General features: G+C 72.4%; 26 protein-coding genes and 2 pseudogenes. 11 read left to right on the top strand and 17 right to left on the bottom strand.

What is annotated here, in order from left to right; all coding sequences use genetic code 11:
• The first annotated feature begins 3 nt into the window (after nt 1-3).
• Together AB0B20_RS10765 and AB0B20_RS10770 are read left to right on the top strand one after the other, a co-directional pair.
• The gene (locus AB0B20_RS10765) at nt 4-2193 is read left to right on the top strand and encodes a bifunctional glycosyltransferase family 2 protein/CDP-glycerol:glycerophosphate glycerophosphotransferase (RefSeq protein ID WP_357469861.1); all 2190 of its coding nucleotides are present in this window, start codon (nt 4-6) and stop codon (nt 2191-2193) included.
• 157 nt (nt 2194-2350) lie between these two features.
• The gene (locus AB0B20_RS10770; protein WP_357469864.1) at nt 2351-3658 is read left to right on the top strand and encodes an ABC transporter ATP-binding protein; all 1308 of its coding nucleotides are present in this window, start codon (nt 2351-2353) and stop codon (nt 3656-3658) included.
• Between the two features lie 47 nt (nt 3659-3705).
• On the opposite strand, the gene AB0B20_RS10775 is transcribed toward AB0B20_RS10770, so the two are convergent.
• The gene (locus tag AB0B20_RS10775; RefSeq protein WP_357387621.1) at nt 3706-4053 is read right to left on the bottom strand and encodes a hypothetical protein; all 348 of its coding nucleotides are present in this window, start codon (nt 4051-4053) and stop codon (nt 3706-3708) included.
• 155 nt (nt 4054-4208) lie between these two features.
• Between AB0B20_RS10775 and AB0B20_RS10780 the strand changes: the two genes are divergently transcribed.
• From AB0B20_RS10780 to AB0B20_RS10790, 3 genes and pseudogenes are all read left to right on the top strand, one after another.
• On the top strand, nt 4209-5009 hold the full coding sequence (locus AB0B20_RS10780) for a helix-turn-helix transcriptional regulator (RefSeq protein WP_357469867.1): 801 nt from the start codon (nt 4209-4211) through the stop codon (nt 5007-5009).
• Complete coding sequence (locus AB0B20_RS10785) at nt 5000-5188, top strand: DUF397 domain-containing protein (RefSeq protein WP_357387625.1); 189 nt, start codon at nt 5000-5002, stop codon at nt 5186-5188. The genes AB0B20_RS10780 and AB0B20_RS10785 overlap by 10 nt, the downstream gene beginning before the upstream one ends.
• A gap of 167 nt (nt 5189-5355) precedes the next feature.
• Nucleotides 5356-6095 (top strand): annotated as a pseudogene (locus tag AB0B20_RS10790) (aminoglycoside phosphotransferase family protein).
• Between the two features lie 10 nt (nt 6096-6105).
• Here AB0B20_RS10790 and AB0B20_RS10795 read toward each other — a convergent pair.
• Both AB0B20_RS10795 and AB0B20_RS10800 read right to left on the bottom strand, forming a co-directional pair.
• Nucleotides 6106-6486, bottom strand: a complete 381-nt coding sequence (locus AB0B20_RS10795; RefSeq protein WP_357470031.1) for a nuclear transport factor 2 family protein — start codon at nt 6484-6486, stop codon at nt 6106-6108.
• A gap of 27 nt (nt 6487-6513) precedes the next feature.
• A pseudogene (locus tag AB0B20_RS10800) lies at nt 6514-7218 on the bottom strand (AAA family ATPase); the annotation flags it as partial.
• Between AB0B20_RS10800 and AB0B20_RS10805 the strand changes: the two are divergent.
• Nucleotides 7217-8173, top strand: a complete 957-nt coding sequence (locus AB0B20_RS10805; RefSeq protein WP_357469870.1) for a sulfotransferase — start codon at nt 7217-7219, stop codon at nt 8171-8173. The pseudogene AB0B20_RS10800 and the gene AB0B20_RS10805 overlap by 2 nt on opposite strands.
• A gap of 483 nt (nt 8174-8656) precedes the next feature.
• Here AB0B20_RS10805 and AB0B20_RS10810 read toward each other — a convergent pair whose 3' ends face one another.
• Both AB0B20_RS10810 and AB0B20_RS10815 read right to left on the bottom strand, forming a co-directional pair.
• The gene (locus tag AB0B20_RS10810) at nt 8657-9181 is read right to left on the bottom strand and encodes a hypothetical protein (protein WP_357387631.1); all 525 of its coding nucleotides are present in this window, start codon (nt 9179-9181) and stop codon (nt 8657-8659) included.
• A 67-nt stretch (nt 9182-9248) separates the two neighbouring features.
• Complete coding sequence (locus AB0B20_RS10815) at nt 9249-10427, bottom strand: Fic family protein (RefSeq protein WP_357387633.1); 1179 nt, start codon at nt 10425-10427, stop codon at nt 9249-9251.
• 131 nt (nt 10428-10558) lie between these two features.
• Between AB0B20_RS10815 and AB0B20_RS10820 the strand changes: the two genes are divergently transcribed.
• The 3 genes from AB0B20_RS10820 to AB0B20_RS10830 are packed head-to-tail and all read left to right on the top strand — an operon-like array spanning nt 10559 to nt 14195.
• Nucleotides 10559-11026 carry a DUF4442 domain-containing protein gene (locus AB0B20_RS10820; protein WP_357387635.1) on the top strand — a complete coding sequence of 156 codons (468 nt, stop codon included), beginning with the start codon at nt 10559-10561 and terminating at the stop codon, nt 11024-11026.
• A gap of 47 nt (nt 11027-11073) precedes the next feature.
• Nucleotides 11074-11826, top strand: a complete 753-nt coding sequence (locus tag AB0B20_RS10825) for a beta-phosphoglucomutase family hydrolase (RefSeq protein WP_357469873.1) — start codon at nt 11074-11076, stop codon at nt 11824-11826.
• Nucleotides 11823-14195 carry a glycoside hydrolase family 65 protein gene (locus AB0B20_RS10830; RefSeq protein ID WP_357469876.1) on the top strand — a complete coding sequence of 791 codons (2373 nt, stop codon included), beginning with the start codon at nt 11823-11825 and terminating at the stop codon, nt 14193-14195. Before AB0B20_RS10825 ends, AB0B20_RS10830 begins: the two co-directional genes overlap by 4 nt.
• A 42-nt stretch (nt 14196-14237) precedes the next feature.
• On the opposite strand, the gene AB0B20_RS10835 is transcribed toward AB0B20_RS10830, so the two are convergent.
• The 3 genes from AB0B20_RS10835 to AB0B20_RS10845 form a co-directional block, all read right to left on the bottom strand.
• Nucleotides 14238-14417 carry a hypothetical protein gene (locus AB0B20_RS10835; RefSeq protein WP_357387641.1) on the bottom strand — a complete coding sequence of 60 codons (180 nt, stop codon included), beginning with the start codon at nt 14415-14417 and terminating at the stop codon, nt 14238-14240.
• Between the two features lie 91 nt (nt 14418-14508).
• Entirely contained in the window at nt 14509-14856 is a 348-nt protein-coding gene (locus AB0B20_RS10840; RefSeq protein ID WP_357469879.1) for a thioredoxin domain-containing protein, read from the bottom strand.
• Nucleotides 14826-15218 carry a MerR family transcriptional regulator gene (locus AB0B20_RS10845; RefSeq protein ID WP_357387645.1) on the bottom strand — a complete coding sequence of 131 codons (393 nt, stop codon included), beginning with the start codon at nt 15216-15218 and terminating at the stop codon, nt 14826-14828. The genes AB0B20_RS10840 and AB0B20_RS10845 overlap by 31 nt, the downstream gene beginning before the upstream one ends.
• Nucleotides 15219-15398: 180 nt before the next feature.
• Between AB0B20_RS10845 and AB0B20_RS10850 the strand changes: the two genes are divergently transcribed.
• On the top strand, nt 15399-16052 hold the full coding sequence (locus AB0B20_RS10850) for a dienelactone hydrolase family protein (protein ID WP_357387647.1): 654 nt from the start codon (nt 15399-15401) through the stop codon (nt 16050-16052).
• 99 nt (nt 16053-16151) lie between these two features.
• Here AB0B20_RS10850 and AB0B20_RS10855 read toward each other — a convergent pair whose 3' ends face one another.
• On the bottom strand, nt 16152-17303 hold the full coding sequence (locus AB0B20_RS10855) for an AI-2E family transporter (protein ID WP_357469882.1): 1152 nt from the start codon (nt 17301-17303) through the stop codon (nt 16152-16154).
• A 130-nt stretch (nt 17304-17433) separates the two neighbouring features.
• On the opposite strand from AB0B20_RS10855, the gene AB0B20_RS10860 reads away from it, so the two are divergent.
• Nucleotides 17434-17616: an antitoxin gene (locus tag AB0B20_RS10860; protein ID WP_357387651.1), complete on the top strand. Its 183-nt coding sequence runs from the start codon at nt 17434-17436 to the stop codon at nt 17614-17616.
• A 120-nt stretch (nt 17617-17736) separates the two neighbouring features.
• Here AB0B20_RS10860 and AB0B20_RS10865 read toward each other — a convergent pair whose 3' ends face one another.
• From AB0B20_RS10865 to eccB, 8 genes are all read right to left on the bottom strand, one after another.
• Nucleotides 17737-18345 (bottom strand): C39 family peptidase, encoded by a 609-nt coding sequence (locus tag AB0B20_RS10865; protein ID WP_357469885.1) that lies wholly within the window; start codon nt 18343-18345, stop codon nt 17737-17739.
• Nucleotides 18346-18491: 146 nt separating this feature from the next.
• Complete coding sequence (locus AB0B20_RS10870; protein WP_357383236.1) at nt 18492-18905, bottom strand: pyridoxamine 5'-phosphate oxidase family protein; 414 nt, start codon at nt 18903-18905, stop codon at nt 18492-18494.
• A gap of 32 nt (nt 18906-18937) precedes the next feature.
• Nucleotides 18938-19267, bottom strand: coding sequence for a YkvA family protein (locus AB0B20_RS10875; protein ID WP_357383238.1), 330 nt, complete (start codon nt 19265-19267; stop codon nt 18938-18940).
• 65 nt (nt 19268-19332) lie between these two features.
• On the bottom strand, nt 19333-20166 hold the full coding sequence (locus AB0B20_RS10880) for a hypothetical protein (RefSeq protein WP_357383240.1): 834 nt from the start codon (nt 20164-20166) through the stop codon (nt 19333-19335).
• A 153-nt stretch (nt 20167-20319) separates the two neighbouring features.
• The gene (locus AB0B20_RS10885; RefSeq protein ID WP_357469889.1) at nt 20320-20748 is read right to left on the bottom strand and encodes a hypothetical protein; all 429 of its coding nucleotides are present in this window, start codon (nt 20746-20748) and stop codon (nt 20320-20322) included.
• Between the two features lie 160 nt (nt 20749-20908).
• Nucleotides 20909-22195, bottom strand: a complete 1287-nt coding sequence (locus tag AB0B20_RS10890) for a WXG100 family type VII secretion target (RefSeq protein ID WP_357383244.1) — start codon at nt 22193-22195, stop codon at nt 20909-20911.
• Nucleotides 22188-22559 carry a hypothetical protein gene (locus tag AB0B20_RS10895; protein WP_357383246.1) on the bottom strand — a complete coding sequence of 124 codons (372 nt, stop codon included), beginning with the start codon at nt 22557-22559 and terminating at the stop codon, nt 22188-22190. The genes AB0B20_RS10890 and AB0B20_RS10895 overlap by 8 nt, the downstream gene beginning before the upstream one ends.
• A 115-nt stretch (nt 22560-22674) precedes the next feature.
• On the bottom strand, nt 22675-24144 hold the full coding sequence (gene eccB, locus AB0B20_RS10900; RefSeq protein ID WP_357469893.1) for a type VII secretion protein EccB: 1470 nt from the start codon (nt 24142-24144) through the stop codon (nt 22675-22677).
• Nucleotides 24145-24170 lie beyond the last annotated feature (26 nt).

The raw sequence follows: 24170 nt of genomic DNA on the forward strand, positions 1-24170 counted from the left end.
CGGATGACCTTGATCAGCTTCGTCGTGCCGGCCTTCAAGGTGCAGGGTTACCTGCGGGAATGTCTCGACTCGATCCTCGACCAGCCGTTCGGCGACATCGAGGTGATCGGCGTCGACGACGCCTCCCCGGACGGCAGCGGCGAGATCCTGGCCGAGTACGCGCTCCGCGACCCCCGGGTCCGCCCGGTCAGCCTGGCCGAGAACGTCGGGCTCGGTCCGGCCCGCAACATCGGGCTGGACCGGGCTGTCGGCGAGTACGTGTGGTTCGTCGACGGCGACGACTGGCTGGTGCCCGGCTGCCTGCCGCACGTGGCCGGCCGACTCCGCGACACCGCACCGGACGTGCTGATCGTCGACCACGTCCGGGCGCACTGGAACAACGTCGGCACCCGCAGCGCGATGCGTGACGTGTTCCCGGTCCCGCCCGGCGCGACGACGTTCACGCTGCGGGACCGGCCGGAGACGCTGAAGCTGCTGCACACCGCCTGGAACCGGGTGGTGCGCCGGGAGTTCCTGAACGAGCGCGGCCTGCGTTTCGAGCCGGGCTGGTACGAGGACGTCTCGTTCAGCTATCCGGCGCTGATGGCGGCCGGGCGGATCGGCGTACTCGACCGGATCTGCCTGAACTACCGGCAGCGCCGCACCGGCGCGATCACCCGGACCCGGGGCGACCGGCACTTCGAGGTCTTCCCGCAGTGGCACCGGGTGTTCGGGCTGATGGACCGCTGGGGGCCGGAGGTGGCCGGGCTGCGGCCGGCGGTCTTCGAGCGGATGATCTGGCACTACCTCACGGTGCTCGGCAACGGCGACCGGATCGCACCCGAGCTGCGGGCGCCGTTCTTCGCCCAGATGCACGCCGACTACGTGCGGTTCCTGCCGGCCGAGGGCTACCCGGTCCCGCCCGGCCCGGAAGGGCTCAAGCACCGGCTGGTGGCGGCCGGCCGGTGGCGGACGTTCAGCGCGTTGCGCGAGGCGCACCAGGCGGGGGAGACGGCCCGGCGGACCGCGCGGCTGGCCCGGCGACGGGTCGCACCCGTGGTGCGGCGTACCGCCCGGCGGGCGCGTGACCTGGCGCTGGGCGAGTACTACCGGGCCGAGCTGCACCGGCCGATCGACCCGACGCTGGCCGTCTACGCGGCCTACTGGTACCGGGGCTACTCGTGCAATCCGGCGGCGATCTACGAGGCGGCCCGCCGGCTCGCGCCGCAGGTGCGCGGCGTGTGGATCGTCCGCCGGGACCGGGTGGCAGCGTTGCCGCCGGGCGTGGAGTACGTGGTGGCCGGCACCCCCGAGTACCACCGCGTCCTGGCCCGCGCCCGCTGGCTCGTCAACAACGTCAACTTCCCGGACTTCGTCCGCAAGCGGCCCGGCTCGGTGCACGTGCAGACCCACCACGGCACGCCGGTCAAGGTGATGGGGCTCGACCAGCAGCGTTACCCGGTGGGCGCGATGGGGATGAACTTCGCCGGGCTGCTGCGCCGCGTCGACCGCTGGGACTACAGCATCACCTCGAACAGCTTCTCCACGCAGATGTGGGAGCGGGCGTACCCGGCGGACTACACCACGCTGGAGGTCGGCTACCCGCGCAACGACCGGCTGGCGCTGGCCACCGCCGAGGACAGGGGCCAGGCCCGCGCCGCGCTCGGCATCGCACCCGACGAGTACGTGGTGCTCTACGCGCCGACGCACCGGGAACACCTGCCGGGCTGGCGGCCACCGTTCGACCCGGACCGGATGCTCGACGTCCTCGGGCCGCGGGGCCGGCTGCTGATGCGCAGCCACTACTTCCACGACCGGGAGCGGCATCCTCGGGGACCGGCGGCGGACGGCGTGCTGGACGTGAGCGCGTACGACCGGGTGGAGGACCTCTACCTGGCGGCGGACGCGCTGGTCACCGACTATTCCTCGGCGATGTTCGACTACGCGGTGCTGGACCGGCCGGTAGTGGTGTACGCGCCGGACTGGGACGCCTACCGGGTCGCCCGTGGCGTCTACTTCGACCTGCTGGCCGAGCCGCCCGGGGCGGTGGCGCTGGACTTTCCCGGCCTGCTCGACGTGTTCCGCTCCGGCGCTGTCGACGGCGAGGCGGCCGAGCGGGCCCGGTCGGCGTTCCGGGCGCGGTTCTGCGCGCTCGACGACGGGCACGCCGCCGAGCGCGTGGTGCGCCGCGTGTTCCTCGGCGAAACGCCGTAAAAGCGGTTACCGGCAGGTCACTTAACTTCGGAGCCCGGCGAATGCCGCTTAATAGGACTGTCACGAGCCGAACATGGCACGTTTACCCGATGTGCGAATCGGATGATCCTGGCCACAGTCATTCCCGGGTTTGGGGCGAGGAACTGGGGAGGTGACGGTGGCCACCGTCGCGCTCAAGGATGTCACCAAGGTGTTCCCGGACGGAACAGTCGCGGTCGACACCATCAATCTGGACGTCAACGACGGCGAGTTCATGGTGCTGCTCGGCCCTTCGGGCTGCGGCAAGTCGACGGTGCTGCGCATGGTCGCCGGGCTGGAGGACCCGTCCTCCGGAGCGATCCTGCTCGGCGGTGAACTCGCGAACGACCTGCCACCACGCGACCGGAAGATCGCCATGGTCTTCCAGGACTTCGCGCTCTATCCGCACATGACGGTCGGCGACAACATCGGTTTCCCGCTGCGGCTCTCCGGCGTCGAACCGGCGCCACGCGGTGAGCGGATCCAGGACGTGGCGAGCGCGCTCGGTATCGGCGACGTCCTCGGGCGCAAGCCCAGCCAGCTCTCCGGCGGCCAGCGGCAGCGGGTCGCCATGGGGCGGGCGATAGTGCGCCGACCCGGCCTGTTCCTGATGGACGAGCCACTTTCCAACCTGGACAGCGGACTGCGCGCCGAACTGCGGGCGGAGATCTCCGGCCTCACCCGCGAGCTGGGCGTCACCACCATCTACGTCACCCACGACCAGGCCGAGGCGCTGACCATGGCCGACCGGGTCGCCATCATGCGCAAGGGCGTGCTCCAGGACGTGGGCACCCCCACCCAGGTGTACGGGCGGCCGGCGACGCTCTACGTCGCCGCGTTCCTCGGCAGCCCGCGGATGAACCTGCTGGAGGCGTCGGTCTACGTCCACCTGGACCGTTATGTCGCGCTGAGCCTCGGTGAGCAGTCGCTCTACCTGCCCTGGGACGACATCCGCAGCCGGGCGGTGGCGCACTACCACGGTGAGCGGATCGTGGTCGGCATGCGCGCCGAGGCGCTCACCCCGGTCGCCCCGGACACCGCCGGCGACGTGCTGCACGGGCGCATCCGCTACCTGGAGCACCACGGCCACGAGTCGCTCGCGTTCCTCGACATCGGCGCCACCGCGATCGTCGTCGACGAGATGGGCACCCCCGTCGAGCAGGCCCCGCCGGGCCAGCGCGGCCTGCGCCGGTTCAACCAGGTGATGCAGCGGCTCACCGGGCGGGCCCCGGAGACGTCGGCTCCCGCCCCGGAGGCCGGCGGCGGCAACCGTACGAGCGTGCTGCCCGACCCGGGCCGACACCACCGCCGCCCGGCGGAACTGGCGGTACGGCTCGCGCCGTACCCGCAGGTGTCGCCCGGGCACCCGCTCGCCGTGCAGGTGCGGATGGACGCGCTGCACTTCTTCGACGAGCGGGGCGACCGCATCGACGTCGGCTGGCGGTGAAAGGAGGGGCCCCCTGTTAACGCCTCCGGTAGAGGAAGGGCCCCTTGTTAACAACCGTCGCCCGGTGGGACGGGCCGGTGACGGCGGTACGGGCCCCAGCCGACGAAGCGGGCGAACAGGTCGGCCGGGGCGGGCGCGTCGTCCGGGTTCAGCCGGTAGAGGTCGCGCGTCGCCTCGTACATCAGCCCGCACAGGTAGATCGACAGCCCGATCCGGTTGTCCGCGTACTCGCCGTGGAGCAGCAGCCGGGCGGTCGGGCACGGCCACGGCTGCCCGCAGGACCGGCAGCACCACATCGGACGCAGCGGCGTGTGCGGGGTGGCGTGCGGCGGGTACGGCCGGGGGCGGTCCGGTGCCGGCCCGTCCGGCGGCTGCCCCAGCTGGTGACTGATCACCTGCACTCCTCTCGCTAGCGGGAACCGGACGAGTTCGGCTCCGCTGCGTGACAGTCTCGTCACGGCGCGGCTACTGTCGGGAGGCGTTCCACCCCCACCTTCCTGGCCGTCCGACCGGCCGACTTCCGTGTGCAGCCGTGTGCAGAGGTGTGCAGATGATCCGTGTGCCGTTGTGGGAACTGTTCGCCGGTGAGCTGCGCCGGTTACGTACCGACGCGGGGCTGACCCAGGAGGCGCTGGGCGAGCGGGTGAGCTATTCGGCGTCGCTGGTGGCGGCCGTCGAGCAGTGCCGCCGGGCGCCCCGCGCCGAGTTCACCGAGCGCTGCGACGAGGTGTTGAACGGCGGCGGCCTGCTGGTGCGGATCCGGGACGCGCTGATGCAGGAGGCGCTGATGCCGTGGTTCCGCGAGTGGGTGAGCATCGAGCAGGAGGCGACGGCGCTGCGCAGTTACCAACCGCTGGTGGTGCCCGGTCTGTTGCAGACCGAGGAGTACGCCCGAGCCCTCTACGAGGGGGCCGCGCAGTTCGTCGGCGAGGCCGTCGAGCGCCAGGTCGCCGCTCGGCTGGCTCGGCAGGCGGTGCTGGACGGCCCGGCGCCGCCACAGTTCGTGGTGGTGCTCGACCACGCGGTGCTGGCTCGCCCGGTCGGTGGGCCGAAGGTGATGCGGGAGCAGTTGGAGCACCTGATCGAGATGGCACGGCGGCCCCGGGTGCACCTGCACCTGGTGCCGGAGACGGTCGGTGCCTATCCGGGGCTCAACGGCGCGTTCGTGCTCGCCACCCCGGCCGACGGCGACGATGTGGGCTACCTGGACAACCCGTTGCACGGCACAATCGTGGAGCGCGCGGTGGACGTGAACGCACTGCGGCAGACGTGGGAGTCCATTCGCGCGGAGGCGATGCCGCACGGGGCGACCCTGGCGGCGATCTCGGAGGCGGCGAAGCGATGGAGTTGACCGGCGCGACCTGGCGCAAGAGCACCCGCAGCAGCGGTAACGGCGGCGACTGCGTCGAGGTGGCGGACAACCTGCCCGGTGTGGTGGGGGTGCGGGACAGCAAGGACCGGCAGGGGCCGGTTTTGGCGTTCACTCCGTCGACCTGGACGGCGTTTGTCGCGTACGCCAAACGGGCGTGAGTGACGTACCGGATCTCGGTCCCCCGCCACGGCGCACCGCCGTCGGCGTGGAGCAGGTGCGTCTCCTGGTCGCCGACCAGTTCCCGCACCTGGCCGGCCTCCGGATCGAACCGGTCGCCAACGGCGGCTGGGACAACTGGACCTTCCACCTCGGCCCCGAGCTGCTGGTGCGCCTGCCCAGCGCCGCCGAGTACGCCCTGGCTGTCGACAAGGAACACCTGTGGCTTCCGGCCCTCGCCGCTCGGCTGCCGCTACCCATCCCCGTACCGCTGGCGAAGGGCGAGCCGGGCGCGGGCTACCCGTATCGTGGTCGATCTACCGCTGGCTCGACGGCGAGACCGCCGCCGTGGACCGGATCGCCGACCCGGTGCGGTTCGCCCTCGACCTGGCCGGATTCCTCGCGGCCCTGCAGGACGTCGACACCGCCGGTGGTCCGCGGCCTGGCGTCCACAACTGGTTCCGGGGCGGCACGCTGCGCACGTACGACAAGAAGGTCGAGCATGCGCTCGCGGCGCTGGACGGCCACGTCGACGCCGCGCTGGTTCGCGAGATCTGGGCGCGGGCGCTCGGCGCCCGCTGGGACGGGGTGGACCGCTGGTTCCACGGCGACATCGCCCCGGGAAACCTGCTGCTCGCGAGCGGCTCGCTGGCCGCCGTCATCGACTTCGGGACATGCGGCGTCGGAGACCCGGCCTGCGACCTGGCGATCGCCTGGACGCTGCTGAGCGTCGAGGGCCGGGCGGCATTCCGCGAGCGGCTGTCGGTGGACGACGCGGCCTGGGCGCGTGGACGTGGCTGGGCGCTCTGGAAGACGCTGGCGACCTACTCCCGCACCTTCGACGACCCCGAGGACGCGGAGGAGTCGGCCGAGGCGCGACGCATCCTCGGGGAGATATCCGCCGAATAGACGGCCGGTCTCACCCGGCGGCGGCCTGCTTCTCCGGCGCGAACGGCCACTCCTCGAACGACAGGCACCGGCCGTCCTCGGCGAACCGCATGATCCAGAGGTCGCGCCACTCCTGGTGGACGGGGTCGCCGTACCGGACCTGCACCCGTGCCACAGCGGTGTCGCCGTCGACCGCGACGATCTCCGATGTCATCTCGAAGACCTCGTCGGGGCCGTCGCGCTCGCTGTCCCACATGCGGGTGATGGCGGGCAGGCCGACGACCGGATCCCGGTACGGCCCCTGCTGGTAGCTCGCGTCGGCGGTGAACATCGTGCCGAGCGTCGCCGTGCCCGGTGTGCGCCACGCCTGCTCGTACGCCGCGATCCAGGCGGCCACCTGATTCCTGTCCATGGTCGCCAGCCTGCCATCCGCGTGTGTCCGGGTCTCCCAGATCGGCTGCCGGGGATCGTCGTTGTGCACGACGACGTCGGCGTGCTCGGCCGGGCGGGCCGTGGCGAAGTAGAGCCGCTGGGCGGGCAGGTACCGCTCGTGCCAGCGCCGTTCGACGTCGGCTCTCGTCGACACGCTGCTTTCGCGGATCACGGCACGATCCACCGTCTTGTCGAGCGCGGTGGACACGAAGACGCGCAGCTCCCACCGGTCGAGCAGTTCCGGGCGCAGGAGGAAGACGCCGTCGAAGACCAGCACGGCGTCGGCGGGAGCGGTCGCGAGCGGCGGGGACACCACCGCGTCCGTGGCGTGGTCGTAGACCGAGAGCCGGAAGCGCCGGTCGCCGCCGGGGCCGAGCGGGTCGAGCAGCACCCGGTTCAGCGACTGGTGGTCGTGGGTGTCGACGTAGCAGCCCTCGGCCGAGAACTCGCCGCGTCGATAGCGCCGCTCCCGGGGGAAGAGGAAGTCGTCGACTGTCGCCCGGATGACGTACCGGCCACGGGCCCGCAGGACGGCGGCCAGCTCGTCGGCGAGCGTGGTCTTGCCGGCGGCGGGCGGCCCGTCGACGGCGACCCGCGTCGGGTGCGCCACGGTGACGGACCCGACCGCGTCGGCCAGGAGGTCGATCAGCTGATCGCGGCGGTGATAATCGGATTGCCCCCGCGCCGGGCCGGGAGTTTGACTGCCGTCCATGCCGTCCCTCTCGCCGGTCTTCGTCGCTGGTACGGGCCGTTCGGGCACGTCACGGATCGCCGACGTCATCGGCCAGCATCCGCTGATCCACCGGATCCCGATGGAGACCAAGTTCATCGTCGAACCGGGCGGCCTGCGGGACCTGGCCGACGCGCTCACCGAACGATACGACCCCATCGTCGGTGAGGACGCCCTGCACCGGCTGAGCGACTTCCTCACCGTACGGGTCCCCGGACGGCGGGACGACCGTGGCAAGACCGTGCCCGAGCTGGTCGGCGTGGGCCGGTACCGGGACGCCGTACACCGGCTCTGGCCGCAGGTCATCGCGTACGCGTACGACGAACCCGCACCCCCGGAGGGCTTCGGCGACGGCGACCGGCCGGCCGGGCCGTTCGGGCCGGCCAGCCGGCGGCGGGCCGTCGCGAGGCACTTCCGGGACCGGGGCGAGCTGATCGGCGTCCTGCGGGGCCTGGTCGACACCCTGTTCGGCGGGGCGGCGGCCGACGCGGGCAAGCCGACCTGGTGCGAGAAGACCCCGTTCAATCTCTTCGCGATGGACTTCCTGTGGGAGTTGGTGCCCGAAGCGACGATCGTGCACATCAAGCGTCACCCGGTGGCGGTGTTCGCCTCCCACCTGGCCCAGCCGTGGGCGCCGTCAACAGTCGACGGTGCGCTGGCCTACCTCGTGCCGGTCTATCAACGATGGCTGGCCTGGAGGAACGCGGCCGACCTGACGACCCGGCGGTACGTCGAGGTGAAGGCTGAGGATCTGGCGGCCGACTGGCCCGGGCAGCGGCGGGCCCTGTTCGAACGGCTGGGCGTCGAGGACGCCGTCACCGCGTCGACGTTCCAGACGGACAGGCTCGCGCACCGCGACGACCAGTTCGACGCCGGCACGCGCGCGTACGTCGAGCGGGAACTGGGCGAGATCATCCCCGCGATGGGCTACGAGTGACGGCCGAGCTGTCGAGGGCCGACCAGGCGCGGGTCCGCGACGACGACGAGGTGTCCGGCGCTCCGCGCTGGTCGATGCGGAGCTGGATCGACGCGATCGACCAGCCGGAGATCGTCGACGGCGCCCTGCGGCGGGATGATCCGTACGCCGGGGTGGCGCTCCTGACCCTCGTGCTCAATCATCCCGAACCCGACGTCGTGCTGCCCAGGATCACGCGGGCGCTCACGTCGGTGAGCGCGCAGACCCGCGCCAACGCACTGCAGTCCCTCGGCCACTACGCCCGTCTGCACGGCCGGATCGACGCGGACTCGGTCGCTCACCTGCTGCGGGACCGTGCGGTTCTGCACGGGTACGAGATACGCGGATACGCGCGGAACGCCGCCAGTGACGTGGCGATCTTCGCCCCGCGGCGCCTCCTGCGCCGGCGCTTCGCGGGCCCCGCTCCCGGAGCTGACCGGCCCGATCAGGTGATGCGGCTCCGGATCACGCCTTGTGGCGCAGTTCGCGGAGCACGCCGTGCCGGCGCAGGGCCCACCCCAGCCGCCGCGCGCTCGGGTGCCGGACGAACAGCACCGCCGCCCGGCGGATCAGCCCGAACCGGTTGTCGCTCACCTGGTCGTCGGCCGCCCGCCAGATCAGCTCGCGGACGCCGGGGCTGTCCAGCATCGCCCGTACCTCGTGGCGTATCCGGGGGTCCTCGGCCGCGGACGTGACGGCGGTGACCAGGCCGGGCCGGTCGGCGAGCGGCTCCACCGCCGCGGTGACGAGCGGCCGGCGTACGGTGTCCCGCTCCAGCAGCAGCAACACCGCCTCCCGGACCTCGGTGCTGTCGAGCCCGGAACGCAGCAGGCCCAGCGCGCTGCGCTCGACCTCGCGGTCGCGGTCCGGAAGGGACAGCGCGGCCAGCAGCACTGTCACCTCGTCGAGGTCGACGAGGTGACGCAGCCCGTCGCGGAACTCCGGGAGCGCCCACGCCACCGTCAGCCCGCGCGCGAGATCGCGGTTCATGGGCCATTCGCTACCCGGAGTCGACAGCCGCCGAAACGCCGCGACAGGGCCGTGAAATAAACCGTGGTTACAACCGTTCACCTGACCCGGTCGTATTGGCAGCCTCGGTTGCGAGAACGACCGGCATGGCCGGATAGGGGTCGCTGATCGGTTTGCGCTGAGCATGGACTCTTTCCCGCACCGTCACCAGCGTGGGGCCGGCGACGTAATGCCTGCCCCGCCGCTCACCTCGTGCTTCCAGAAGGCCCTGCTCGACAAGGCTGGCCAGATCCCGAGATGCGGTCCTGTCCTCGACATCGGCAAGTTTGACGTACCCGGAGCGACGGATGCGATAGCCCAGCACTGCCTCGTAGAGCAGATCGGTCACCCGCTCAGGGAGCCTTTTCTCGGCAACGATCGCGTCCAACTCCGACCAGATGCCGGACGCCTCCTCGAAGCGGCGAGCGACGGTCTGCGCCTGCATGTGATGGGCGCGCAGGTTGAACGACACCCAGAGGTGCGCCGAACCCTCGGGGTTCCAGCGGCCACGCCCGGTAACCGCCAGCACCCGGTAGTAGTCCTCGGTGTTGCTGCCCAGCCATTCCTCGATGCTGGAGAAAGCAGGCTCGACGATCGCGCGTCGGGAGAGCACCAACGTCTGAAGGGCACGTGCCATTCGCCCGTTGCCATCACGGAACGGATGGATCATCACCAGGTTCAGATGCGCCATGGCTGCCTTGACGAGCGGAGAGGCGGTGACATCCGACCGTAGATCTTCGGTTAACTCCTCCATGAGGTGAGGCACGTGGTCGGCGTCCGCACCCTCGTACACCCGCTCATCGGTCCGCTCATCGTGTACGTAGATCGGGCCCTTGCGATATTGCCCCGGGCTCTTGCTCAGATCGTGCGAGAGCATCATGTAGTGCATGCTGCGGATCACCGACGTCTCGAAGCGGAAGTGCGGATCCCCGGCGGTTTGCAGCACGTACCCCAGAGCCTGTCGATAGCCCCGAATCTCGGCGAAGGTTCGGTCGTCGGCGCTCAGCGGCTCCTCGCCGTCCAGCGCGGCGGCGGCGTCGTCCTCGGCGACCACGTAGCCCTCGATGCTGTTGGAGCCGAGAATCGCGCGGGCCAACATCGTGCGCCGGAGGCCACCGGTCCACCGGCGAGGAGTGCGCAGGACATCAGCGAGCACGCGGCGCATGTCATGCACCTCGGCCAGCACGGTCTCGTCGTGATCGCTGAGTTCAGGGGTGGAGTAGATCATCTCATGTCCCAATGTCTCTTAATAAGAGACAACGCTAGCTCCATGTGGTGCGGATGTCACTTACTTAGTGACATTGGGCCGGCGCGTTCCGGCGTCTTGCCGGGTTGGTTACCGGCGAGTAGCGTTTGGGCATGAGCATCGACTCTCGCCAGGTGGCGGCCGGTCTCCTCGAAGCCGTGCCGTTCGCCCGCACGCTCGGGATCGAGTTCGTCGAGGTGGCACCCGAGGCCGAGGGCGGGGTCCGGGCCGTGGTCCGGCTCCCCGACGACCCGGCGCACCACAACCACGTGGGCGGCCCGCACGCCGGGGCCATGTTCACGCTGGGGGAGACCGCCTCGGGCGCGGTTGTGCTGGCCGCGTTCGGGCAGGTCCTCGACCGGGCCGTACCCCTGGCCGTGACCGCGACCATCCGCTACCTCAAGGTGGCGATGGGGCCGGTGCTGGCGACGGCGCGGCTCGGCGGCGTCCCCGCCGAGGTGCTGGCCGAGCTGGACGCCGGCCGACGGCCGGAGTTCCCGGTCGAGGTGGAGGTCCGCACCGAGGACGGCACGCTCACCTCCTCGCTCACAGTGATCTGGACGCTGCGCCCGAACCGCTGAGCCCGGAACGGTGTTTACCCGGCGCGGGCTCTGGTTAGATTCAAGCGATGCTGGGCCTCCCCGAGCACGTGAGCGCGTGTCTCTTCGATCTGGACGGTGTGCTGACGCAGACCGCCAAGGTGCACAACGCCGCTTGGACGGAGACGTTCGACGCGTACCTGAGGCGACGGTCGGCCGAAACCGGCGAGCCGTTCCACCCGTTCGACAGCGGACCGGACTACAACCGGTACGTGGACGGCAGACCGCGCGCCGACGGGGTGCGCACATTCCTGGCCTCGCGCGGCATCACGCTGCCCGAGGGATCGCCGGACGACCCGCCCGAGGCGGACACCGTCAACGGTCTCGGCAACCGTAAGAACGTCGTGCTGCTCCAGCGGATCGAGCACAACGGCGTCGAGGCGTACGAGGGCTCGGTGCGCTACCTGGAGGCGGCCACCGCGGCCGGGCTGCGCCGCGCTGTCGTCTCGGCCAGCGCCAACTGCGCCGCCGTGGTGCACGCCGCCGGGCTGGACCACTGGCTGGAGGCGCGGGTGGACGGCGTGGTCGCCCGCGCGAACGGGCTGCGCGGCAAACCGGACCCGGACACGTTCCTGGAAGGCGCCCGGCTGCTCGGCGTCGAACCGGCCCAGGCCGCCGTCTTCGAGGACGCCCTCGCCGGGGTGGCCGCCGGACGGGCCGGCGGATTCGGGTACGTGGTCGGCGTCGACCGGGTCGGCCAGGCCGGCGAACTGCTCGCGCACGGCGCCGACGTGGTGGTCACCGACCTCGCCGAACTGCTCGCCGCGGAGCCGGCCGCGTGATCCGGGAACGGGCGTACCCGGTCGAGCCCTGGCACGTCCGGGAGATGCGGCTCGACATGGACGTGCTGGCCCAGTCCGAGTCGGTGTTCGCGCTCTCCAACGGGCACATCGGGCTGCGTGGCAACCTCGACGAGGGCGAGCCGCACGGGCTGCCCGGCACCTACCTGAACTCGTTCTACGAGCTGCGCCCGCTGCCGTACGCGGAAGCCGGCTTCGGGTTCCCCGAATCCGGGCAGACCATCGTCAACGTCACGAACGGCAAACTGATCCGGCTGCTCGTGGACGACGAACCGCTCGACGTGCGCTACGGCGAACTCCTCGCCCACGAGCGGGTCCTCGACATGCGCGCCGGCACGCTCCAGCGGGACCTGCACTGGCGTTCCCCGGCCGGGCGCGAGGTGAAGGTCCGCACCACCCGGCTGGTGTCGTTCACCCAGCGCTCGGTAGCCGCCATCCACTACGAGGTCGAGCCGGTCGACGGTCCGCTGCGGCTGATCCTCCAGTCCGAGCTGGTCGCCAACGAGTCGCTGCCACCGCAGAGCCGCGACCCCCGGGTGGCCGCCGTGCTGGAATCGCCGTTGCAGGCCGAGGAGGAGCTGACCACCGACGACGGCGGCCAGCTCATCCACCGCACCAAGGTCAGCGGGCTGCGGGTCGCCGCCGCGATGGGCCACGACGTGGACGGGCCCGAACGCACCACGATCGAGAGCGAGGGGTACGAGGACTGGGTCCGCACCACCATCGGCTGCGTGCTCAAGCCCGGCCAGACGCTCCGGGTGGTCAAGTACCTCACGTACGGCTGGTCCAGCCGCCGGTCCCTCCCGGCGCTGCGCGACCAGGTCGGCGCGGCACTGGCCGCGGCCCGGCTCGACGGCTGGGACGGGCTGCGCCGGGCCCAGCGCGAATACCTGGACGCGTTCTGGGACGCCGCCGACGTGCGCGTCGAGGGCGACCCCGAGGTGCAGCAGGCCGTCCGGTTCGGTCTCTTCCACGTCCTCCAGGCCGGCGCCCGCGCGGAACGGCGGCCCATCTCGGCCAAGGGCCTCACCGGCCCGGGGTACGACGGCCACGCGTTCTGGGACACCGAGATGTTCGTGCTGCCGGTGCTCACGTACACCCAGCCGGGCGCCGTGCGCGACGCGTTGCAGTGGCGGTACGACACGCTGGCCCAGGCGCAGGAACGCGCCCGCACACTGAACCTCGCCGGGGCGGCCTTCCCGTGGCGCACCATCGAAGGGCCGGAGTCGTCGGCGTACTGGCCGGCCGGGACCGCCGCGTTCCACATCGCCGCCGACGTCGCCGACGCGCTGCGCCGCTACGTGCTGGTGACCGGCGACGAGGCGCTGGAACGGGACATCGGCCTGGAACTGCTCGTCGAGACCGCCCGGCTGTGGCGCTCACTCGGCCACCACGACCGCGCCGGACGGTTCCACATCGACGGCGTGACCGGCCCGGACGAGTACACGGCGGTGAAGAACGACAACGTCTACACCAACCTGATGGCGCAGCGGAACCTGCTGACCGCGGCGGACTGCGCGATGCGCTACCGGGACCAGGCGCTCGACCTCGGCGTCACCGAGGAGGAGGCCGCCGCCTGGCGGGACGCCGCGAACGACATGCACATCCCGTACGACGCGGAGACCGACGTCCACGAGCAGGTGGAGGGGTTCACCCGCTTCCAGGAGTGGGACTTCGAGCACACGCCGCCGGAGAAGTACCCGCTGCTGCTGCACTACCCGTACTTCGACCTCTACCGCAAGCAGGTCGTCAAGCAGGCCGACCTGGTGCTCGCCATGCACTGGCGGGGCGACGCGTTCAGCGCCGCCGAGAAGCTGCGCAACTTCGTCTACTACGAGCGGCGCACCGTACGCGACTCGTCGCTGAGCGCCTGCACCCAGGCGGTGCTGGCGGCCGAGGTCGGCTACCTCGAACTGGCCCACCGCTATCTGCGCGAGGCCGCGCTGATGGACCTGCACGACCTCAACGAGAACACCCGCGACGGCGTGCACATGGCGTCCCTGGCCGGCGCCTGGATCGCGCTCGTGGCCGGCTTCGGCGGGCTGCGTGACCACGACGGGACGCTCTCCTTCGCACCCCGGCTCTCCAGCCGCCTCAGCCGCCTGGAGTTCTCACTCCAGTGGCACGGGATGCGGCTGCGCGTCGACGTCCGGCCGCACCAGACGACGTACTCGCTGCGCAACGGCGGGCCGGACACCGTCGTGGAGTTGCGGCACCACGGCGAGCCGCTGCGGGTCACCTCCGCGCAGCCGGTCACCGTGCCGGTGCCCCCGGCACACCCGAAGGGGCCGCAGCCGGAGCAGCCGCAGGGCCGCGCGCCGCTGATGCACCTGCCCGAACGCATGGACTGAGCGGCCCCGCCACCAGGGGCGGGACCGCTCGGTAGGCGTACCTCAGAACTGGCGGCCGTTCGACGGACGCCCGCCGGCGTCGCGCGGCGCCGTGGCCCGCGGGTCGTCGGCGGTACGCGCCGTCGCGGCGCGGTCGGCCCAGTCCGGCGAGCCGTTGCGTTCCTGCTCGCGGCGTTCCTGGTCGGTGCGTTCCTGTTCCCGGGACCTGTCCTGTTTCGCCATGACGATCCTCGCGATCGGTCGGGGTCCGTGGTCACCCCGCGCGTTCCCGCCCGGCGGCGGCTCAACCGTCCCGGGTGTGGGCGTGTGGGGCTCAGCCGTCCAGGTGCTGGGCGAAGCTGCGGCGCAGGTGGTCCTTGGGGCGGGAGCCGACGATCGAGCCGACCACCTCCCCGCGCCGGAACACCAGCATGGTCGGCGCGGACATGATCCGGTGGTCGCGCGTGGTGGCCGGGTTCTCGTCCGTGTTGAGGGTGACGAAGCGCAGCGCGTCGCCGAACTCCTCGGCCAGCTCGGCCAGGTGCTTCGACACCACCCGGCACGGTGGGCACCATTCGGCCCAGAAGTCCACCACGACCGGCCGGTCGGCGGCCAGCACTGTGGCCGCGAAGGTCTCGTCGGTGACCGCCGTCAGCCGTTCGGTCCCCGTGTCCTGAGGCATGTTTCCTCCCGTTGGATGATCGCGTGGGCGAGCTGGTCGTGCAGCCGGCGGCGGACGTCGCCGAGCCGGTCGAGGTAGTCGTCCACCTCGGCGAGCTTGCGCCGCAGCACCGCCACCGAATCGGGGCAGACGTCACCGGAGTCGTTCCCGGCGCGCAGGCAGGCGACGAACGGGCGGATGTCGTCCAGACCGAAGCCGATCGCCAGCAGGGACCGGATCTCGCGGACGACGCGTAGTTCCGCCTCGTCGTAGACCCGGTATCCGTTGGCGGACCGGTGCGGACGGACCAGTCCGTGTGCCTCGTAGTAGCGCAGGGTGCGGGTGCTCGTACCGGCCCGCCGCGCCAGCTCCCCGATCCGCATCCGCCGCCCCCGTCCCTCTCTGCCGATTGACGCTAAACCTTGCCGCCGACGTCAACGCAACCCTTCACGCGGGGGTGATCATGAGGTTGGCGGGGTGAGGAAGCGCTTTCTGGGCCGTCAACTTCATGATCGTCGGGGTGGGGGGTATACGCGGGGAGAGCGGGAGGGGCGGTGAAGGGGATGCGTGAGGTTTCGGTTCCTGTGGTTGCGGGCGGGCTCGTGGGGGACGTGGTGGTGCCGGCGAGGGCCGGTGGGGTGGTGTTGTTCGCGCACGGCAGCGGCAGCTCGCGGCACAGCCCGCGCAACATGGCAGTCGGGCGCGCGCTCAACGAGCGCGGGCTCGGCACGATGCTGGTCGACCTGCTGACCGCCGACGAGGAGGCCCGGGACGAGGTCACCGCCGAGCTGCGCTTCGACATCGGCATGCTGGCCGAGCGCCTGGCCGGGATCGTCGACTGGATGGGCGCCGACCCGGAGCTGGGACGGCTCCCGATCGGGCTGTTCGGCGCCAGCACCGGTGCCGCCGCCGCGCTGGTCGCCGCCGCGGCCCGGCCGGACCGGGTGGGCGCGGTGGTCTCCCGGGGTGGGCGGCCGGATCTGGCCGGCAGCTCCCTGACTGCGGTACGCGCACCGACGCTGCTGCTCGTCGGCGGCCTGGACGAGCAGGTGATCGTGCTCAACGAGCAGGCCCGGGACGCGCTGGGCGAGCTCGCCGAGCTGCGCATCGTGCCCGGTGCCACGCACCTGTTCGAGGAGCCCGGCACGCTGGAGCAGGTGGCCGACCAGGCCGGCACCTGGTTCACCACCCACCTGCGCCAGCCGCACCCCGCCTGACCAGCCCGCGTGGCGCGGTCCCGGCGGCCCGCACCACGTGTCGGCAGTCAGCCGGCGCCGGGTGGCTGTCCGATCGTGCCAGCCGTCAGCCGTCAGCCGTCAGCCCGCGGCTTCGGCGGCTCGGCCGGGATCGGCGGCCGGGCCGGGTGCGTCGTTCCCGCTCTGCTCGGCGGCGCGGTGCCGCTGCACGGTGTCCAGCACACGCCAGAGCACCGCCGCGATCGGCACCGATACGAACGCCCCGGCGACCCCGGCGACCAGCGTGCCGGCGGTGACCACCACCAGGATGACCGCCGGATGAAGCTGCACCTGCCGCCGCATCACCAGGGGTTCGAGCAGGTTGCCCTCGATCTGCTGGACGGCGATCACGGCGGCAAGCGTGAGCAGTGCGGTGGTCGGGCCGTTCGCGGCGAGCGCGACGAGCACCGCCACCGCACCGGCCACCGTGGCGCCGATGATCGGCACGAAGCCGCCGAGGAACGTGATCAGGGCGAGCGGCAGGGCCAGCGGGACACGCAACACCACAAGCGCCAGCCCGATGCCGATGGCGTCGATGGCCGCGATGATCATCGTGCCCCGGCTGTACGCGCCGAGCGTACGCCAGCCCGCCCGTCCCGCCTCGGCGGTCAGCTCCCGGCGCGGGCCGGTCAGCCGGCGCAGCACCCAGCGCCACATCGAACGGCCGTCCTTGAGCAGGAAGAACAGCAGCACCAGGGCGAGCAGCACCGCGCCCGCGACCTCGGCGACCTTGCGCGCCCCGGCGACCGGGTCGGGTGCGCCGCTGCTCAGGCCCTGCCGGATCTGCTCGACGAGCCGGTCGAGCTGCTGGTCGGTTACCGGCAGGCTCGACGTGACGAAGTCCCGGGTGCGCTGCAACCCCTCGTCGAGTTGCTGGCTCAACTCGCTGAACTGGCTCGCGGTGAGGTTCCAGACCAGGACACCGGCGCCGCCCAGAATGCCGAGCAGCAGCAGGATGCTCAGCAGCGCAGCGAGCCCGGCCGGCACCCGCAGCCGGCGCAGGCGTACCAGCACCGGGTCGAGCAGCGCGGCGAGGAAGAGCGTGCCGGCCAGCGCCACGGCGAGCGGCGCGAGCAGCACGGCGATCTGCCCGAGCAGCCACAGCCCGGCCGTCACGACCAGGAGGCAGGCGCTCCAGGTGACAGCCGTGCGTACCGGCCAGGGAAGTCCGGCCCACGTCTGTCGCGGTCCGGCGGTCGGTGCCCGCCCGGGTATACCAGCGTCGTCGTCCACGTCGCCCTCCTCGATCGTGGCCGTTGGTACCCGACAGGGATCGATCCGACACCAGGGCGGTAACCACCCACCCGGTGTTTGTGCCCCCGGCCTCAGGGAAGGCATTCAACGTATCGAAGGGAGATCGGACATGAGCAACTTCATGGACAAGGCCAAGGACTTCGCGGACAAGCATGACAAGCAGGTCGACCAGGGGATCGAGAAGGCGGGCGACGCCGCCGACAAGCGCAGCGGCGGCAAGTACGACGCGCAGATCGACAAGGGCGTCGACATGGCGCAGCAGCGCACCGGCGAAGGCGACACCGGTCGCTGACGTACGCCCGCTTCGGCGCCGGAACACGACGGCGGCCACGCCCCCGGATGGGGAGCGTGGCCGCCGCGGCGTCGGGCCGGCCTCCACAGGGGAGACCGGCCCGTGCGTCAGAAGGCGGGGTCAGGAGCTGTAGCCGCGGCCGGCGATCCAGTTGGCCAGCTCGGTCACGTCCATCCAGTACGTCGGCGCGTCCGGCCGGGCCGGGTCGGCGATCAGCACCCGGTCGCCGTCGCCCTCGTACCGCACCACAGTCACGTAGTGACCGGGGTAGCTGTGCTCCACCCCGTCGACGTCCCGGGCGGCGCCCAGGATGTTCGCCACCACCGGCCGGTCGTCGTCCACAGCGGTACGGATGTCCGCGCGCAGGCGGTCGACCTGCCCACGGGTGGCCACGTCGTCGCGGATCTCGGTGGTCCGGTACTTGCCTCCGGTGTACTCGTTCAGCACCCGGGTGATGTCGATGGCCGAGTCGGTGCCGTTCTCGGTGGTGCCGAGCTTGGCGGCCAGCTCGTCCTGGCTCACGTCCCTGCCCTCGGCCGACAGCGCGATCCGGGTCGAGGCGGGACCGCAGTAGAAGTAGTTCGGCTGCGCCTGGTACTCGTAGTCGGCGGCACGGTCACCCTTGCCCTTGACCGGGGCGGCATGGGCGGCGGCCGGGCCGGCGACGGCACCGCCGGCCGCGGCCAGGCCGGCGACGGACAGCACGCACTTACGGATGATCGGATTCATTGTCGAGGCTCCATTCGGGGGTCGACGGCTCCGTGCGGGAGACGTGGCACCAGGAGTGGCGCTCGGCGTACGGAGAGTTCAACCGCCCTACTGCGGCACGCCATTTCCAGGCGTGGCCGGGGCCACACCGGAACCGGACGGACGGCTCAGCCGGGGAGACTTCCCAGTAGCCCGGTCACCGCGATCTCGATGACCACCCGCTCCGGATTCGGGCGCGGGGTGCGATACCGCTCGGCGTACCGGCGCTCGGCCTCGGCCACCGACTCCGGGTCGCGGCGCAGCACCGCCCGGCCCTCCACGGTCAGCCACCACCGGCCGTCGACCTGGCACACCGCGACCGGGACGCCGTCCGGCCCGGCCACCGCGACGTGCCGGGCCTTCGCCGACCCGGCGGAGGTGATCACCCGGGCCAGCCGGGCCGCCGGGTCGAAGGTCACCCCCACGGGTACGACGTGCGGGGTGCCGTCGGCACGGGGTGTGGTGAGCGTGGCGAGGTGCCGGTCCGCGAAGAAGCGGGCCACCCGCTCGTCGCCCGGATCCAACCGGTGCCGTCCCGCCATGTCGTCTCCTCGTTCGGCGTACCTGTGGAACCTCAGCGGCGGGGTGCCGGCGGCAGAGTCTTCACCGGGGACTCCCCGGCGGCCCGCTGCTCGGCGCGGTGCTTGGCGACCAGCCGGCCCAGGTAGAACAGCGCACCCGCCAGGACGCCCATGTCGTCCAGGTAGATCGGGTCGGGCAGCAGGTCCACCGGCAGGATCGTGTAGATCAGCGCGCCGTAGAACGCGACCTTGCCGCCGGCGCCGAGCGCGCCGAGCATGCGGCGCGTGCGGACCAGCCGGACGGCGAGGACCACCGCCCCGGCCAGCATCGCCACCGCGACGACGGCGGCGAGCACGACGAGCACCCAGGCTTCACGGGACACGCCATCACGCTAGTCGAGCCGGGCCGGTGCCGCCCGCTGACGTGGCACCGGCCGGCAGCGAACTCTCAGGCCGCGACTGCCGCCCGTCCCCGGGCCACCGGGGGCAGCTCGCGGGTGACCTCGACGGCCGCCGCCCCGGCCGGCAGTTCCCGGGTGGTCTCCGGCCCGGCGAACCCGACGATGGACAGTTCCGCCTGCGGCTCGGCGACCGGGTGCAGTGCGGCGAACACCTCGTCGCGCAGGCTCTGCGCCGCGGCCGCGGCCAGCTCGGCTGCCTGCCAGGCGGCCTGCTCCCGCTGGGCGGCGGCCCGGTGCCGTGCCGCCAGGTTGTCCCGGACCAGCCGGCGCAGCAGCAGTTCCTGCTCGACCGGGTGCCGGGTCGGGTCCCAGCCGTTGCCGCCGAGGATGTCGCTGAGCTGCCGCACCGTGATCTCGTTGCGCCACTGGGCGTCCATCGCGGCCCGGTGCAGCCAGCGCTCCCGGTCCGCGTACTCGGCCGGGGTCCGGGCGGTCCGGGGCAGCGGCAGCGCCGCGGCGGCAGCCAGGCGCCGTACGTCGTCCTCCGCCGCCTGGTACGCCTGCCAGGCCGACTCGGCCTCCTCCTGGGCGGTCAGCCACTCCGCCCGGCTGCGCTCCGCGGTAGCCGCCGCGCGGGAGGCGGCCACGGCGACCTCGTCGGCGTACCGGTCCCGGTCCCGGTCCTGTACGCGGGCCCGCTCGGCCTGTTCGATGCTGCTCGGCCGGGCGGCGTCGCTGATCCGGTCGACGAGTTCCGAGCGGAACCGGGACGGGCGGACGATCAGCGCGGCCACCACTGTCGCGGCCACGGCGAGCAGGACCAGCCAGATCACGGCGGCCGTGGGCATGTCGGGCAGGACGGCGGAGAAGACGGTCTGCATCACCAGCACCTCAAGGTGGAACGAAGGACGATAAGCGGTTGTGGCCCGGGCATCCGGGCGGGTGCGCGTCGTGAACGGAGACGCGGCACGCGCGGCAGGGCGCGAGGCGTGCGGCCGTGAGGCCGCGCCGGGGCGTACCGGAAGGGCGCCCGGTCAGGCGCGCGGCGGACCGCGACGGGCGATGTGCGCGCGGCCGGGGTCGGCGGCGGCGACGACCTCGGTGCCGGGGACGCGCCCGGCGGAGCCGGCGGAAGAGGCTTCGGCGACGGCGGGGCCGGTGCCGGGACCGGTGGTCCGCAGGGCAGTGGTCGTGGCGTCGCCCGCCGTGAGTGCGGCGGAACGTGCGTGGCCGGCCGTGACCGCCCGCGGCGTCGCGATGTGCTCGATGACGGCGACGTGCTCGATCGTCGCGACGTGCTCGACGGCGTGCGAGGCGGTGGCGTGCGAGGACGCGGTGGCGTGGGCGGGTGTGGCGGCGATGCCCTGGAGGCCGACGATCAGCACCAGGCCGGCCACCGCCGTGCGGGCGATTCGGCGCAGCGTCGCCGTCCAGGTGGACGGGGCGAACGCTACGGGCAGCACCAATTCAACCTATCGGTCGGCAGACGATCTTGCAGCTCAAAGATCTTGCGGGTTACGTGAGCCACCACACGAGTCGGTGTGGACGGACCCTCACGCAGGCCCGACGCGAGACGGCGCGGCGCCCCTGCCGGGGTGCCGCGCCGTCTCGTGGATGCCGGGGTCAGTTGCCGCCGAGTACCGGCGGCGGAGCGGCGTCACCGTCGCCCCAGACCATCTCGTCCTCGGTGAGCCAGGTCAGCCGGCCGTCCGACTCGTCGTCGCCGTGGCCGCCGCGCCCGCCCAGCACGCCGCCGCGGCCGGCCATCGCGGGCCGCCCGTTTGCGCCGCCGGTGCGCTCGGCGGACTTGCTCCCGGCGTCGACGACGAGGCCGCGACCGGAGGTGAGCCGACCCGTGCCGGCTGCCGAGCGGGTCTCCGCGCCGGGCATGCCGCCGAGGCGGGCCGAGGCCGCCGAGTTGGGGCCGGTGCCCGCGAGCGCGCCGGTGCTCAGCACGCCGGGGGCACCGTAGAGCGAGCCGCCGCCGGGGCCGCCGGCGGTCATCGTCGCCGGGCCGCCGCCGGGGCCGAAGCCCGGGCCGCCGCCGACAGTCGGACCGCCGAGGGTGCTGGTCAGCGGAGTGGCGCCGGCCAGCGAGGTGCCGCCCGGGTCGACCGTCCCGGTGGTCGGCACCGAACCCGGGGTGCCCGCGCCGGGCTGGCCGCCCGGAGCGCCCGAACCCGGAGTGCCCGCACCGGGCGTGCCGCCGGTCGGGGCCGCGTGGTGCACGCCCGAGCTGGTCGCGGTGGCGCTCGCGCCCGGGCCGAAGCTGCCCAGGCTCGGGCCGGACGACGGCGTCTTCACCGACGGGCCGTTCTGCAGCGTGGGGTCACCGTTACCGGTGTGGCCGGGCAGCTCGGCCGCCGGCGGCTCCGGCACCACGATCCGGCTGTACGCCGAGAAGTCGTAGCCCTCGGCGAGCTTCGCCACGACCTGCACCATCCGCTGGTGCGCCTTCTCCTGCTCGGCCTTGTCCTGCTGGTGGCCGACGATCCCGCCGATCACCGCGCCCGCGGCGCCGCCGAGCAGGAAGCCCTTGCCGGCGCCGGAGAGCAGCTTGTCGTTGTCCTCCGTCTTCTCCGGGCTCTCGGCCTTGGCCTGCGCGGCCCGCAGCTCGCTGGACATCATGTCGAGGCCCTGCCGGATGCCCGTCATGCCCTCGGCGAGGCTGCCCGAGTAGCTCACGACCATGCCCAGCCGGCGGTGGAACTCCCGCGCGGCGTCGCCGGACCAGGTCTTCGTCAGCGCCTCCAGGTCGGCGGTCAGATCGCGGCCGAGGTCGTCGAGCGTGCCCTTCAGGGATGTCCACTGGGCGCTCAGCGCCTCGATCTGCTTCGGGTCGCCCGCCTTGACGTCCTGGTAGAGCTCCTCGTGGCTGACGTGCTCGTAGCGCCGTGTGTACTCAGACACGCGGGTCCTCCTTCGGCTGCTTCATCGCCTCGTCGAGCCCGGAGAGGGCGGCGGCGATGTCGGCCGCGGCGGCGGCGTTGCGGGCCTCGGCGGTCTTGTAGTTCGTCATGATCTTCTGGGTCGCCTCGCGGGCGGCCAGGATCGCCCGGCGCAGCCGGTCGACGTGGTTGACGTAGCTCTGGTGCGTCTCGGAGTAGCGACGCGCGTTGTCGGTCGCGTCGGTGAACGTCCCGAGGGCCGGCGGGCGGCACTGCATCTGGGTGTTGAGCTTGCGCAACACCGACTCCGCCTGGTCCAGGCGCCGCTCGAGCCGCTGGTGGAAGTCCTCCAAGGACAGTACGTCTACTGTCGTGCGCCCCGTCATGGCTGCATCCCCGTAGTCCTCGTCGATAACCGTACGCCGCACTCAGGTTAGTCGAAGCGTGCCAACCCGGGCGACCCGTGACGCGGATCCTCCACTTCGGATGACGGGAGGGCGGTCAACCGCCCTGGACCTGGGCGGCCGCGCCACCGGCCGAGGGTGTCGCGGCGGGCGCAGCGGGCGCTGACGCATCGAAGTACGCCATCGCGTCCTGCCGGGACAGCGTCGGGCCGGTCGGCACCAGCGCCAGCAGTGAGGCGGGCACCGCGAGCGGCGTCACGTCGCCGTATCCGAGCGCGCTCTTGGCGTCACCCCCGGCGGTGCCCAGCGGAAAGCGGATGCCCTGCGCGGTGATCAGGTAGACCGTCGACCCGGCCGCCGCCTTGCCGCTCTCGCCGGCCGTGGCCTGCACCAGCACGCCCTTGCCGCCGGGCAGGAGCACGTGCTCGGCGGTGCGTACGGCGTCCCGGCCGCCCTGCCGCGCCGGCATCGCGGTCGCCGAGGTCAGCTCGGCCGGCGCGGTGTCGAAGACCTCCAGCGTGGTGGTCGTCGGCTGGCCCGCCGGGCCGGGCCGGTAGGTGGCGCAGAGCACGGTGCGGCCCACGCGGACCTCGTGCAGCGCCGGCAGGCGGGCCGGCAGGCCGTCCGCGTCCAGCCGCTGGTCGGTGAGGAGCCGGCCCGCCTCGTCCGGAGTGATCTGCGTCACCTCACCGCCGCCGCCGAGCAGCAGCAGCGCGGTGACCTCCCGGACGGTGGCCAGGCCCTGCCGGGTGAGCACGTAGTACTGGCCGGCGGCCTGGTAGACCTGGCCGATCCGGGCCGGCCGACCGGCCACGGTGAGCCCGCTCGCGCCGCCGTCCCCGGCGATCGAAGGCTTGCGCAGCACCGGACCGACCGGGACCGCGTTCAGCAGTTGCTGCCCGACGGTCAGGTTCGTCGCGCCGGCCATCTTCAACGCCACCAGCGCCTGCTCGTCACCGGCCACCCGCAGCCGGGAACCGCCGGTGAGCAGGTAGCGGGCGTCGCTGGTCCGCACCACCACGGCCCGGTCGGCCAGCGACGTGCCGCCCGGCAGCGCGCGGTCGATCACCAGATGCGTGGTGGAGCGCTGCGGGTCGTTCGGATCCGGTACGTCGCACACCGACCACGGGAGCCCGACCAGGGACTTGCGATCCGGCAGGTCGTCCGGGGCGCCCACGATGCCGACCAGCCGCCCGCGTGGACGGTCCTTGATCGACGCCTGGGACATGGTGCGCGGCTGCGCCGCCGCGTCGTTGACGATCAGCCGCGCCGAGGCGTAGTTGAGCGTCGGGCGCAACACCTTGTCCTCGCCGAAGTAGTACGTCGCGCCGGTCTCCCGCTCGATCACCAGCGTGTTCGGCTCCAGCGGCGCGGAGTTGCTGGTGAGCTGCCCGTACGCGCCCACGCCGCCGAGCACCACGGCTGCCGCGATGACGCTGCCGAACACCGCCATGCCGAGGCGGCGCATCGGCAGCTCGTTGGTCTCCGGGTCGCCGGAGAGCAGGGCGGAGACGATGCGGCGGGTGACGAAGCGGTACGCCTGCACCTGATCGCGGCGGGTCCGCATGACTAACCTCCGGCGGGGGTGGGTCC

This window comes from Micromonospora sp. NPDC049151, from assembly GCF_040648395.1.
GTDB lineage: Bacteria > Actinomycetota > Actinomycetes > Mycobacteriales > Micromonosporaceae > Micromonospora.